General features: G+C 66.9%; 8 protein-coding genes. 5 read left to right on the top strand and 3 right to left on the bottom strand.

Annotated elements, in window-relative coordinates:
* Window positions 1-120: 120 nt before the first annotated feature.
* The 3 genes from BAW75_RS19760 to BAW75_RS19750 all read right to left on the bottom strand — a co-directional run bounded on the left by BAW75_RS19760 (window position 121) and on the right by BAW75_RS19750 (window position 5349).
* On the bottom strand, window positions 121-636 hold the full coding sequence (locus BAW75_RS19760; protein WP_064448884.1) for a trypco2 family protein: 516 nt from the start codon (window positions 634-636) through the stop codon (window positions 121-123).
* 44 nt (window positions 637-680) lie between these two features.
* A complete protein-coding gene (locus BAW75_RS19755) occupies window positions 681-3110 on the bottom strand; it encodes a CHAT domain-containing protein (RefSeq protein ID WP_167435593.1) in 2430 nt (809 codons plus the stop codon).
* 676 nt (window positions 3111-3786) lie between these two features.
* Window positions 3787-5349: a hypothetical protein gene (locus tag BAW75_RS19750; protein ID WP_146074866.1), complete on the bottom strand. Its 1563-nt coding sequence runs from the start codon at window positions 5347-5349 to the stop codon at window positions 3787-3789.
* 236 nt (window positions 5350-5585) lie between these two features.
* Between BAW75_RS19750 and BAW75_RS19745 the strand changes: the two genes are divergently transcribed.
* The 5 genes from BAW75_RS19745 (at window position 5586) to BAW75_RS19725 (ending at window position 13411) form a co-directional block, all read left to right on the top strand.
* A complete protein-coding gene (locus tag BAW75_RS19745; protein ID WP_104114508.1) occupies window positions 5586-6818 on the top strand; it encodes an IS701 family transposase in 1233 nt (410 codons plus the stop codon).
* 111 nt (window positions 6819-6929) lie between these two features.
* Window positions 6930-7487 carry a hypothetical protein gene (locus tag BAW75_RS19740; protein ID WP_146074865.1) on the top strand — a complete coding sequence of 186 codons (558 nt, stop codon included), beginning with the start codon at window positions 6930-6932 and terminating at the stop codon, window positions 7485-7487.
* Between the two features lie 899 nt (window positions 7488-8386).
* Window positions 8387-8686 carry a transposase gene (locus tag BAW75_RS19735; protein WP_104114488.1) on the top strand — a complete coding sequence of 100 codons (300 nt, stop codon included), beginning with the start codon at window positions 8387-8389 and terminating at the stop codon, window positions 8684-8686.
* Window positions 8659-9573, top strand: a complete 915-nt coding sequence (locus BAW75_RS19730) for an IS3 family transposase (RefSeq protein ID WP_338109319.1) — start codon at window positions 8659-8661, stop codon at window positions 9571-9573. The genes BAW75_RS19735 and BAW75_RS19730 overlap by 28 nt, the downstream gene beginning before the upstream one ends.
* Window positions 9574-10174: 601 nt before the next feature.
* Window positions 10175-13411 (top strand): DNRLRE domain-containing protein, encoded by a 3237-nt coding sequence (locus tag BAW75_RS19725; protein ID WP_167435592.1) that lies wholly within the window; start codon window positions 10175-10177, stop codon window positions 13409-13411.
* Window positions 13412-13434 lie beyond the last annotated feature (23 nt).

The following is a 13434-nucleotide window of genomic DNA, read 5'->3' as shown; positions in this document are numbered from 1 at the left end:
CGCGTCCCAACTCGCCACCGCTGGGGCGACGCTCAAAACGCAGCCCTCGGTCTCGGGCCGCGCGTAGAAGGAGGGCCTGACCACGGACGGACTGTAGCGCCGGCGCCGACCGACGGCTCGTTACGGTGTCTTCGCTGGTAACAGTTCCAGCTTGAGCGTGTGCGTGATCTCATCGCTGAGTTCGCCGTCCACGCCTACCGAGATGGAACCGGTGTCGGTGACAGCGAAGACCAGTTCAACGCTTCCCGTCTTCAACACGAGGGGATCATCGCCTCCGCCAGCCGCGGCGATAGCTGCCCGGATAGTGTTGATCGCTTCGACGAGGGTGCCCTCGACAAGGTGGTCCCGGATCTCGTAGCGGGGCTGCGCACCTTCGGGTACGAGGGTGATGTCGATTGTGTGTGTCCTCTGCCAGGTACGGCTCGCCCCGACCGTCACCTTCCAGCCGATGACCGGAATACGGAAGTCGAGGCTACCGCCGGCTTTGGTCGTCGCAACCGCATTGAGGACTAGTTGAACAGACCCTATCTGCATGTCTTTGGCTGAGTTGGCCGCTGACACGTCCGCTTGGCTGACAGCGTTCTTCACGGCGGTGACGAGTTCGTTAATGGGCGCGGTGTAGTCTGCGACGTTCACCTCTGGGTTCCTGTCTCCGCTCGGCGGCACTACGGGTCGAGGGCTCAGGCGGCGACAGCGAAGGGGTCTCCGTACACCGTGTACGCCAGCCACGTCGGGTCGAGCAGATCTTCGTGCTCCGCGGTCCGCGCCGCGTGGGCAGCCTCGCCAAGCATGGCGCCGTCCATCAGTGCCTGGTAGAAGGCGGCGGCGAACTGGGCGGAACTACTGGACCGCACGGCCCACAGCGTGCCGACGAACGCACCGGCACCGGCAGCCATGTATTTCTGGGCCCACCCCATCATGCTCGTGTAGCGGGGGGCGGTGCCAGCACTGCGGCACGCGTTGATGAATACGGCAGGCTGGGACGATGCCAAGGCCCGCTGAGCTTCGGCGGCGCTCAGCATCCACGGCTCCAGCGCGCCGTCGTCCAGCATGATCCTCGAACCGTCGAACCCGAAGGTGCTGTGGCAAGCAAAGTGGGCGGCTCCCATAGCACCAGATTCGACGAGTTCGAGGAACGCGCTCATGGTGGTGATGGGCTGGCCGCCGCCGACGATGCTGCGGATCGCGGCGATCTCGGCTGCCACATCCTTGGGCCCGCCGGACGGCACGACGAAATGCGGCTCCCGTACATTCACCGTGAAGGCGCGGAACTGACCGTAAGTCCGACGTACCACCGGGATGCGTTCGACGAGGAATCCTTCGTCCTGGCCAGCGTCGAGTGGATAAAGGATTTCCCAGGGCAGGGCGTCGTAGTCGGTCGCGATCGTGAACGCCGTCATATGTGAGCGGATCTGCCAGAATTGGTCGCGTATCAACTCAGGAACCATCTCGTTCCATAGCCGAGTCCCGCTGGCCCGCAGCAGACGCCGGGTGGTCGCCTGATCGTGCTGCCGGCTCCCGTCTGCGAGTTGCCGCAGGGTTCCCAGCGCCTGCTCGACCGCAGACCTCGGCTCCTGCGCCACCGAGATTGTGACGGGCGGGAAGAGCGCCAGATCGGAGCGAAGTTGAAACTCGTAGTGACCACCGGTGTACCGAACCTCCATGGTGGCCTCTCCTGGCTGCGAACGCATGGAGTAGAGCGGTGCGACCTTCGGTGTTGTTAGACCGTAGGATCCGTTGGCCGCGACGGACAGCTCTACCGAGACTGAGGCAAGGAAAGTTCCACCGGCCCATGCCATGACCTCGATGCGATGCAGGCCGATGCGACAGGCTGCGAGCCCGAATCGGACCGGCGCGGGGTCGTCGCGCGGCAGCACCAGGAAGGTGTGCTGCCGCGGACCACCGAGGTGCAGCGCTGGTGGCGCGTGCACGGTTACGGTGACCGGTGTTCCGTCTTCAGCCACGATCAGATCGCTCAACCGGGCAGCCGCGGCTGGCAGAGCGCCGGGCTTCGCGCTCGTGATACGGACGACAAGGCTGAGCTCGGCACCCAGCGGTACCTGGCTCGGTGCTTCCGCAACCAGGAAACGTGGTGCCTGTCCCGGAGAGTCCGTGATGGGCGGTCGTTCATCACCACCGGTGCTCCACGAGCTGGCACTCCCCGATGCCGCAGATGGCCTCTCGCCTTCTTCTGGCTGCTCCATCGGGGCGACGCCCTCTCGGTTGACGGCCTCGCGCTGGGGCGCACTCAGCTCATGACCCGAGCCGGAAAGGTCAGCGAAGAGCTGGTCCACCTTGACGTTCACCATGTCGAGGTGGCCGTTTTTAGCGAGTTCCCGTAGGACCTCCAGCTTCATCTCGAGCTGCCGCTTGTGGTCCTCGCGCGCCTCGCGCCGGTGGTCTAGCTTGTCCTCACGCTCCTCACGCTCCCGTTCCAGCCGCGCCAACCCGTCGGCGAGTTCCTTGGCGTCGAGCTCGCCGCGCGTCTGCGCCATGATCAGGGCCTTGATCGGATCAGCGCCGATCGTCTCCAAGGCGAGTTCGAGCTGACGCCGCCGGAACTCCAGCGTCTCGGCCTGCAACCGCTGCTCCTGCCGCTGCTGGCGCACGGCGGCCACGTCGCGTTCCTGCGCCGCCTGGCGGCGCAGCTGCTCGAACGCGGCCACCTCCTCCGGGGTCAGCACCTCCACCCCGACCAAGCTCATCCGCAAACCGTGTGCGGCCGGCGGCTTGACCGTCGAGTACGCCCTGATCCGCGCCGTAACGTCACGACGCAGTGCGTAGAGATCGCTCATGCGGTAGTTCAGCGCCAGGTGGCTCAGCTCGGTGTCTCGCCGCAGGTAGGCGAGGAGCACCGACTCAGCGTTCAAGTTCTCTCGCACCACCCGCGCCGGATCAGTGACCGTACAGGCGAACGTCACACGCACGGTGAAGTCGGCGGCCTCCGCGGACGGCACCGTCAGTTCCGCGGTCACGGGAACGTCCTCGGCAACGTTGACGAGGATGACCTGATCGGCGCGCACGACCTGATCGCCGTCGAGGGACAGCTCAGCGCGATCGACGACGTACCGGTCGTCCACCCGGAAGACCAGCACCTCGTGCGCCCCCACGTGAGGCAGGGCAACCGCTTCACGGCGCTTCCGGCCCAAGCCGAGCAGACCCCGACTCGCAGGAGCGTCCAAGGCGTCGGACCTTACAATCGGATACGGATCGCGCATCTCATTCCCAGCTCGTCTGTCTGGCCGCGGCTCGGTACACAGTGTCTCTCGCCATCTGACCTCCCGTGAAGTCCCGAGGCTGCGCCGATACGATCCTCCTGGGCTGAAAGGTCAGGGCGTAGGGAAGGATCCGTCGGCGGAGAGGATGCGGCTGGCCGTGCCCGGCCGAGGGGCGTACCAGCAGGGTGAGCGCCGCTGCCACGGCGGCGGGTGCGCCCGGGCGAATCCTGCCCATTCGCCGCATCAGCTCATCACGCCACCAACGGCCGCGCCTCCTCCTCGACCCCACGATCGATTGGTGTCCGTCGCGGTGGCCGCCGCAGTCGGGGCCACCGCCGCCCTGATCCTGCTCCGCCATAGGAGGAACCGGCGGTCGTTCTAGGCCAGCGCCACCATGACGGCATCAAAAGTCGTCGGCATTATCACCTACGCCAGCTGGCACCAGCCAGGCCAAGGGCCAGCGAACCCTGACCGATTCGGGCGCGCCGAAGACGCCGAGGAGCTCATCGTTCCCCGGAGGTGACGGTCGGGGGCGCAGAGCCAGCGCCTACCGGCCCGAAAGTGCCCGCTACACCAGCTCGCGAGCGACCTGTGCACCCAGCCATAGCGCTGCGGCGGCGTGAGGAACGGTGTTGAGCGGACTGAGCCGCTGCCTGCCGATGAGCTCGAACTGATCGTCGAGTTCAACGCGGATCGAGTCCAGTCTCTTGCCGTCGATGTCGTCTCGGTCGTCCTCAAACTCCCAGTTCAGGTTGAATCCGTGCCGTCGGCACCTGAGCTCCGCTCCGCTTACCAGCTCATCGAACCAGCCTGGCTGACGGACCAGCACGAGCACGTACACCTCGGGGCGGAGGGTAAGTAGCGGCACCGAGATGCCGGTATATCTGATCTCGACCGCCGGTGGCTCCCCCATCGGTGCGGGCTGGGTGGCGTTAAGCAGGTGCTGGATCGGCCAGATGCCACCGAGTGGATCGCGGAGGTCCCGGCTGTCGTAGGCCAGGTCGTCGTACCCGAAGAGCTCCTCGGCGAACTCGCGAAGGAAGGCTCGTTTCACCGAGTACTCCGCGCGCTCACTGCCGTACCGGGAGCTGGTCGGCGCGAGGATTCCGGAGGGAAAGACATGCTGGAAGCCCGGATGCGTCTTGACGTCCCCGGATCTCCGGCTCAACAGCGCGCTGTACCCCTGCTTCTCCTTCACGATCATTACTGCTGCCACCGACAAGGCGGCCGCCCGGTGGGTGCCGTTGAAGAGTTCATTTCCGTCAGCCCGTTCTCGCAGCCAGGCACGTCGCGGGAAGTCGCTCAGCGACCACACGGCATTCGGCCGGCGACTCACGACGTCGATGAACTCGCGTTCAAGCATTTCCGAGGTCCCCACCGACTGAAAGTAGGTGCCGTAGCGGGCATGAATGCGGAACCTGCCGGGCCCGTGGCGCTCGATGTTGTCGAGCGCGAACGTCTCCGCGTTGAACCGCCGAACTTCGTCGCGCCGCCAGTAGGTGCGTCGGAACTCCGCCCTGCCACGGTGGTCGAAACCCCGACCTTCCGCGTCGTACCGACGCCTGTCGGGCCGGACGTGATCGGTGATGTTCCCAATCGCTGAGTCGAGGTCGCCTCTGAGCTCGGGTGCCGCGACCTCAGCCCAGATCGGGAACGTGCAGCCGCCCAGCGACACCAACGGGATTTCGGGGTACAGCCTCCGCAGCGTTCCTTCCCAGCCAGATGCGCCGAACACCTTCCTTACGCGGTTGTCTGATATCGAGTACCGCCTGCTTTCCAACTCGGCCAGCGCCCGCAGCGGCCACGGGCCCGGCTGGTGAGGCACTGTACGCACCTGGAGCTCTTGGAGCGGCGCCTCACAAGTACAACCATCGGAGGTCCGGTGCCCTGCGGAATCTTCAGCGGTCGCCGTTGGAGCCACGGCCGACCCGTCGCTGCGAGAACGCACCTCCACCGCCGCAACCACCACAAGCAGCAACAGGAAGGCGCCCAGCACCACGAGCAGCCACCGCTCCCCGGGCAGGTCGACGCGGTTGGTGACCACATTGCCAGCCAGCCCGAGCAGCGCGGTCGCGGTGACGGCAACAACTGCCCGAGCCGTTCCGCGGGTGCGTCTGTCTCCCCGATCCATCCCAACCTCCGCAATCGCGGCCTCGGAAGTGATGGCAAGTATCAGTGGGCCATACGCACCCGTGTTTGAGACTCTAGTACTCCAACGTCACTTGGCTTCGGCGTTGGGCGTGGCGCAGGCATGAAGACGGCCACCGCGTTGATCATCGATGGTTTGTGAGGACAACCGAAAATCGTGCGGTGGCCGCGTGCCACAGCGTAGACCCCGTCGGATGGCGGGTCATCCTCGACGAGGCGGTGACGCGTGTCGCTGACCGGTTCGTGCGGGCGGAGCCACGCCGGACCGCCGGGCAGTTCGTGGAAGGACTGCTGTCGGGCGTGGAACGCAAAACCTGCTGGTCGCTTGCCGAACGGGCGGGTCACGTCGACCCGCAGGCGATGCAGCGGCTGCTGCGCACCGCGTTGTGGGACGCCGATGACGTCCGCGATGACGCTCGGGCTTGGCTGATCGAGCAGCTCGGGCATCCCGACGCGGTGCTGGCCTGCGACGAGACCGGCTTCCTGAAGAAGGGTCTGTGCTCGGTCGGGGTCCAGCGGCAGTACACCGGCACCGCCGGACGTGTCGAGAACAGCCAGGTCGGGGTGTTCCTGGCCTACGTGTCGCCCGAGGGGCGGGCGATGATCGACCGTCGGCTCTACCTACCCGAGACGACCTGGTGTCAGCAGCCCGACCGCCTCGCCGCTGCCGGCGTCCCCGACCAGATCGAGTTCGCCACGAAGCCTGCCCTCGCCCGGCAGATGATCGCCGCCGCACTGGATGCCGGAGTCCCGTTCGGGTGGGTGACCGGCGACGAGGTCTACGGCGCCGACCCCGGCCTGCGTGCTGACCTCGAACACCGTCAGATCGGCTACGTCCTGGCCGTCGGCTGCGACCGACGCGTGGTGGTCAACGACGGTCGCACCTTGATCCGCGTCGACGACCTCGCCGACCGGATCCCCAGGCGTGAGTGGCAGCCCCACAGCTGCGGGCCGGGCGCGAAAGGTCCCCGCGACTACCTGTGGGCCTGGATCACCACCGCCACCCAACCTGGCGAGCACCGATGGCTGCTTATCCGCCGTAACCGGAGCACCGGCGAGCGGGCCTTCTACCTGTGCTGGTCACCCCGACCGGTTCCGCTGCACACCCTCGTGACCGTCGCCGGCTCTCGTTGGAGCATCGAGGAGTTGTTCCAGACCGGCAAAGGTCAGGTCGGTCTGGACCATTACCAGGTCCGCGGCTGGACCGGCTGGCACCGATTCATCACCCTGGCCATGCTCGCCCTGGCCGTCCTGACCATCCTCGCAGCCCAGCAGCCCGACACCGACCCGAAGATCATCGCGCTGACCGTCGCCGAGATCCGCCGACTCCTCAACGCCTTCGTCCGCGCCGTGACGCTCCCACCCGCGCACACCCTGCACTGGTCGATCTGGCGACGAACATCCCAAGCCCGAGCCCGACGAGCCCACTACCAGCGCAGACAGGCGAAGTGACGTTGGAGTACTAGGTTCCGCTTCAACTTCTGACCGTCCGCCCGTGGTATTACGTGCCGTTGGTCCAAGTTGGCCCCTCGCCCCTTGCTCCGGCGGGTCATCATCGTGTTTGTGGAGGCGTTGACGGCTCTGTTTGGCGCGGTCGTGGGTGGCTTGCTGGTCCTGATCGGGGAGATTCTCCGTCGCCGATCAGAGCGACGAGACCGCGCGGTAGACAGGCTCCTCGCTGCGAGCGCCGACTTCGCCATGGTCATCAACAGGACATCTGGCGAAATAATCGACGCCAGGCTCCGCCAACTGCCTCGGCCTGGCTCGGCCCTCCGTGCCGAGCGCCACGAAGCAACCACTAAGTTCTTCATGACGCCGGCACCGCCAGAGCTGCACGACGCAGGTCGTCGGCTTGCTTACGCCTATCACGATCTGTACGACCACTTCGACGAAGACGACGGCTGGGCCGAGGCATGGGACAACTACCGGGCTTCCATCCTGCAGTTCGAGGCGGCCGTAAGAGATGTGGCGCGTCTCAGCATCGGCTCACGCCGCTACGGTGGCGGCAGTTTGCGTCGCCGCGAAGGTAGGGCGGGTGACGAGCCCTCGCCGTCGATTCGACCTTACGGTTGGCGGCGAGGCAGCGGGAGCGGCGCCATGCTCGGCGACTTGGGTGACTAGCAGCAGGGGCATTCGCGTTTCAACATCGAGTTGCGGGTGCTGGGGCATTCCCCCATCGGTACAAGGCATTGATCCCCGGCGTGGGCGGCGGACATCGGCTGACCGTAGCCCAATACGAACAAAGGCTGAGAGCGATCCTTGAGCTCATGGAGGAAACGCCGATGGTGGCGACCACTGGCCCCGTAGTGCGTAAGTGGCGGCAGGGGCACGTATTGCTGTGGCAGCCGGGTCGTGGGAGCGCACCGGGAGCACCGGAGCTTGTCGGTCGCTGACCGGGCGTCGGCCATAGCCCGAGGGTGCTCTGGCCAGCAGCCACGACAGGTTGCCGACAACCTGCAGGATCGGCCATACCGGCTCGACGGCAGCAACCCTACGGCAAGCCCTGGATCGGGGAGCATGTTGGGAGCAACGGGGTGCACTGAACGGCCCTCAACTGCGTTGAACGGCACCCAACGGCGCGCAACTACACCCACCCCTGCCTGCGGCTTCGTATTTGCGCAGGTCAGAGCCGCTGCGGCATCCTGCTTCACACAACTGCACTCAACGGCAGCGAACAGCAGTCAACGGCACTCAATATCGCCTGGTGGGGGAGTATCCGCAGGTTAGGTCGGTAAAGGGCTTGTTGCGGCTCGCACCTTACAGGTGGGTGCAGATTGGGTGCAGGTTGGCGAAGTGGTCACCGCACCCGAAGTGCTCACCCATGCCGGGAAGAGCGGATGGCTTCACCTGCGGCGATGTGGGCAAGCGCCTGGCGTGACCTCCCAGAGAAGACCGAAGTGGTCAGGCGTTGATGCTCCCCGCTTCGCTGGCGCGTCGGCTGTCGTGCCGAGTTCGCCGGCCGCGATCGGGATGCCCTTCCCCTCGTAGCGTGGAGGCCAGAGCTTGAGGGATAGAGGTTCATGGCTGAGGCGAGACGCCAGTTCGATCCGGAGTTCCGGGCGGGCGCGGTGCACATCGTGCGCGAGACCGGGAGGTCGATCGCGCAGGTCGCCCGTGACCTGGGGATTAACAGCGGGACCCTGGCCAACTGGGTGAAGAGGGACCGCGAGACTCGCGGTGAGGCCGCTGCCGGGAAGTTGGCCGAGGACGAGCGGGCGGAGCTGGCCCGGTTGCGGCGGGAGAACGCCGAGCTGGCGATGGAGCGTGATGTTCTCAAGCGATCCGTGGTCCTGTGGGTCAAGGAAGCGACGGGCCGGTGAGCGTGGCCGGGTTCATCGCTTCCCAGAGGACCGAGCATTCCGTGCCGCACGCGGTGGCCTGTCGGGCGTTGGGGGTGTCCGAGTCATGGTTCTACAAGTGGCGTGACCGGCCGCCAACGCGCCGCGATGACCGGCGTGTCCGGCTGACGGCCGCGGTCCAGAAGGTGTTCGACGACTCGGGCGGCACCTACGGCAGCCCTCGCATCGGCATCGAGCTGCGCGAGTCCGGCTGGCAGGTCTCCGACAACACGATCGCGCAGCTCATGGCCGAGCTGGGCTTGGCCGCGCGGGTCAAGCGCCGCCGACGCGGCCTGACCCGCCAAGGTAAGCGTCCGGCCGCACCGGACCTGGTCAAGCGGGTGTTCACCGCACCGGCGCCGGATGTCGCCTGGTGCGGCGACATGACCGAGATCCGCACCGACGAGGGCAAGCTCTACCTGGCCACCGTCATCGACCTGTACTCCCGTCGGATCCTCGGCTACGCCATGGGCGCCCACCACGACGCCGGGCTGGTCGTCGCCGCGCTGAACATGGCCGCCGTCACCCGCGGCGGCAACGTCGAAGGAGTGATCTTCCACAGCGACAGGGGCAGCGAGTACACCTCGGCCGACTTCGCCCGGGCCTGCGCCCGGTGGAACGTACGCCAGTCGATGGGCCGGGTCGGGTCATGCTTCGACAACGCCGTCGCCGAGGCCACCTTCTCCACCATCAAGGTCGAGTACGTGCACCGCCGTCACTTCCGCACCCGTACCGAGGCCCGCCTGAAGATCGCCACCTGGATCACCGACTTCTACAACCAGCGCCGCCGCCACTCCGTCTGCAACTGGCGCTCACCCATCGACTACGAACGACCAGAAACCCGCGCCCTGGAGGCCCAGGCCGCATAACGGAGCCCTCCACGATTCCAGGGGATTGACAGGACGGTCGCGTTGGATCGATGTGAGGCACCGGCGTCGTTGTGGCCGCGTCGGTGCTGATCCCGCCGGTTGAGACTCGAATCCCACCGGTAAGCCTATGGTCAGGCCTTCTTCAATGGTGACCTCTTCGGCGGGGCTGAAGTGGTCGGGCGAGGCCGCGTCCGGTTGGTGTTCGGCCAGGCATCGACGCGACTGGGCCCGTGCCGTGGCTGCGCCGCCGTGAATAAGCGGAACAGTGGTTCGAACGGCTATCGCAGCCGGAGGGCGCCGAGTGCCGGTTCATCGTGGGCAGTGGGCGCGATGCCGGTGGTTGTCAGAATCCTGCCGGCGTCGAGGGATGAGCCGATCGCGCTTCAGTCGGCGCTTGCCTCGTTACGTCATGTCACGACATCCCCCGGAGGGGGTGTGGTTCTGAGTATTTATAGGCGTTTCGTGGTGGCAAGTTGTAACCGCTCTTTACAGAGACTGGTGCTGATCTCTAGCGTCTGCGTCGCCGGTCGGCATGATCACGGGGGGCGATGTGTTGCGGTGGCGGTTCAGTACGCGTGCGCGTGTCTTCGCTGGGAGACGTGTGTCTCTGGTGATGGCGGCTGTTCTGGCGGCGACATCTGCGGGGCCGGTGATCTTCGACCAGTCGGCGGCGACGGCGGAGGCCGGCTCCGCCTCGGAGGACTCTGCGCAGAGCGGTGTGCTGCAGGCGGCGGATGAGGCGTCGGCGATGCGGTTGGCGTATCGCAGCCGTAAGCCGGTGCTGGTGTCGGACGCGACGACGGAGGTGTCGCGGTCGTGGGCGCAGCCGGACGGAACCGTGCGCGCGGAGTTGTCTGCGGCCCCGGTACGAGCCAGGAACGCCGCGGGGCAGTGGGCAGATCTCGACCTGGCGTTGCAGAAGCGCTCGGACGGCAGCGTCGCTCCGAAGTTGGACGCGCGTGGGTTGTGGTTGTCGGGTGCGCGGTCCGCGGAGGCGGATGCGCTGGCGGCGGCCGGTAGTGGTGCCTCTCGGGTGGCGTTGGGGTGGCGTGGTGTGTTGCCGGAGCCGACCCTTGACGGCACGACGGCCACCTATGCCGAGGTGAAGCCGGGCGTCGATCTGATGGTCGAGGCGCGCCGGTCTGGTTTCGCGTACTCGTTCCGGGTGAGGACGCCGGCGGCGGCTGCGTCTGTCTCGTCGATCAGTCTGCCGTGGTCGGTGGGTGCTGGTGCGGCGGCGGCGCGCTCGGCGGTGACGGCTGCCGGTGACGCGCCGGTGACGGTGTCGCAGGGTGAGATGTGGGACGCGAGGACGTTGTCCTCTGGCGAGCCGCAGCACCGGGCGGACGTCAAGGTCGCGGCGGTGGCGACCGGTGGCGGCGTCGATCTGGTGATGACTCCGGACCCGGTCTTCTATCAGGATCCGAAGGTGACGTACCCGGTGACGATCGATCCGTCGGTGAATCTGGGGCCGGCGTTCGACGGGTATGTGCAGGACACGATCGCGAATACCGACAAGTCCGGCGACACGACCCTGAAGTTAGGGTACGTCGTCGACGCGAATGAGGGCTGCCCGTCGGGCTGTAAGGCGCGGACGTTGATGAACTTCCAGCGGCTGGGCGGCCTCGACGGCGCACAGGTGATCAGCGCGGAGCTGTTCCTGTGGAACTACCACTCCTACTCCTGCAATCCGGCGGGTTGGGAGTCGTGGCTGGTGAGTTGGGCTGACTCGTCAGCTCGTTGGGGGACCCAGCCATCGTGGCTGGAACGTGATGGCACTTCCACCGGTACCAAGGGCTACGGGGGATGCGCTGACGGCTGGGTGTCGGTGTCGGTGAAGAAGTCCTTCCAAGCCGCCTTCGACTCGGTGGAGCAGCAGTGGGCGCTGATCGGGCTGCGGGCGTCGAGCGAGTCCAGCAGCGCCGGCTGGAAGAAGTTCAACTCGTCGGAGGCGTCGGCGCACACCCCGTACGTGACGTTGGTGTACAACCGGACGCCGAACGTGCCCACCGGTTTGAAGATCGATTCCTGCTACTCGGCGTGTAGTTCGCCGGCGGTGGTGCGCTCGGGGACACCACAGCTCACGGCCACCGTGTCGGACCCGGACGGGGGCACCCTGCGGGCGGAGTACGCGGTGTTCAACAGCACCAAGGGCACGTTGATGGCGAAGTCCGGCACGGCGGTCACCGGGGTCGCGTCAGGCACGGCCAGGCCCTGGAAGGTTGTGCCCTTGTCGGGCAAGACGCTGCCGGACGGGGTCTACTTCTGGCGGGTGCGCGCCTGCGACGCGACCACGTGCAGCGATACCACGGGTTGGTTCCAGTTCACCGTCAACACGCAGGATCCGTCGCTGCCGTCGGTGTCGGCGACCGCCTATCCACCGAAGGACACCGGCACGTGGAGCGGCGGCCCCGGTCAGGCCGGTTCGTTCACCTTCGGGTCGGGGTCGGCCAGCGACGTCAGCGAGTACATCTACTCGGTCAACCAGGGCAATGCGGTGACGGTGGCGGCCGGCGCCCCGCAGGCGGAGAAGTTGACCGCGAACCAGCAACAGGTGTCGTCGAACCTGACCGGCTTCACCGCCGGCGGCTACGCCACAATCGCCCGTTCCACGGCGCGTGGTCACAACAGCTCCGACTCGCTGCAGATCACCCCGACGGGCACCGGCGGCACGGCGGGAGCGCCGTTCACCTACGCCACGGTCGGCGGGGACAACGGCGGTCTGCGGCTGGGCATGCAACCCGGCAAACGCTATCTGGTCACCGGGTGGATCTACGTGCCGGCGGCGACGGGCCTGACCGTCACCGACTGGCGAGGGTTGGCGATCGTCCCGATCTACATGAACGCCGGCAGCTACACCACCATCGCCTCGAACCGCCCGACCGCGACCGACACGTGGCAGAAACTGTCGATCGTGGTCACCGTCCCGACCACCGCGACGGAGGCGTTCGTGCGCCTCTACAACGGCATGACCCCGGGCTCGGGAAAGACCGTGTTCTGGGACGACCTGTCGCTGCGGGAGGTGACCGGCACGAGCACCGTCGAGTCGATCACCCCGGTGCGTGACGGGCTCAACGTGCTGCAGGTGCAGTCCCGCAACGCCGCCGGCGCCACCTCCGACCCCCGGGTCTACGAGTTCCTGGTCACCCCGAGCAGTAACTCCTGGGCCTGGACCTTCGACGACGACCAGGGCAAGGACGCCGCCTCGGTTCCGGCGGGCTTCCCCGCCGTCTACAGCGGGACCACCGACCCGCACACCCGCCCGGGGCGGATTGACGCGGCAGCGGCGACCCTGGACGGGACCGGCGTGTTCACCACCGCCTCACCGGTGCTCAACACCTCCGCGGTCAGCGGCTTCACCGTCGCCGCGTGGGTCAGGATCCCCGACGACACGGCGCTGGCCGCGCCATACACCGCGGTGGCGCAGAACGGGGTGGCGACGAGCATGTTCACCCTCGGCTACCGCACCGACCGCGACGTCACCGGCGACGGCACACCCGATCCGGCGTGGTGCTTCACGGTCGCGACCAGCGATTCGGCGACCAGCGGCCGTACAGGAGCGTGCACCGGCGATTACGTCGCCCCGGGGGACTGGGTCAGCCTCGTCGGCTCGGTGGACCCCACCAACGGCCTGATCACCCTTTACGTCAACGGCCCCGATTTCATCGGCGGCACGAAGGCCACCGCCGCCTATGTGGGTGGCTGGTCGGCGATCGGCCCGCTCACGCTCGGCGGTGGATTCACCGGCACGGAGCGGTGGCTGGGCGATGTCGACCACGTCTACGCCAGCCAGTACGTGTGGGACGAATTCGACGTCCTCCAGTTCGCTTTCCAGTGATCCGCTCTGGTTTCCCGCGTCTG

The sequence above is a fragment of the Micromonospora chalcea genome (assembly GCF_002926165.1).
Classification (GTDB): Bacteria; Actinomycetota; Actinomycetes; order Mycobacteriales; family Micromonosporaceae; genus Micromonospora; species Micromonospora chalcea.
This window is presented reverse-complemented; position numbering and strand designations above follow the sequence as displayed.

Bases quoted from the DNA above. Each gene is read 5' to 3' on its own strand.
- BAW75_RS19750 (WP_146074866.1), bottom strand. From the start codon at position 5,349: ATGGATCGGGGAGACAGACGCACCCGCGGAACGGCTCGGGCAGTTGTT.
- BAW75_RS19735 (WP_104114488.1), top strand. From the start codon at position 8,387: ATGGCTGAGGCGAGACGCCAGTTCGATCCGGAGTTCCGGGCGGGCGCG.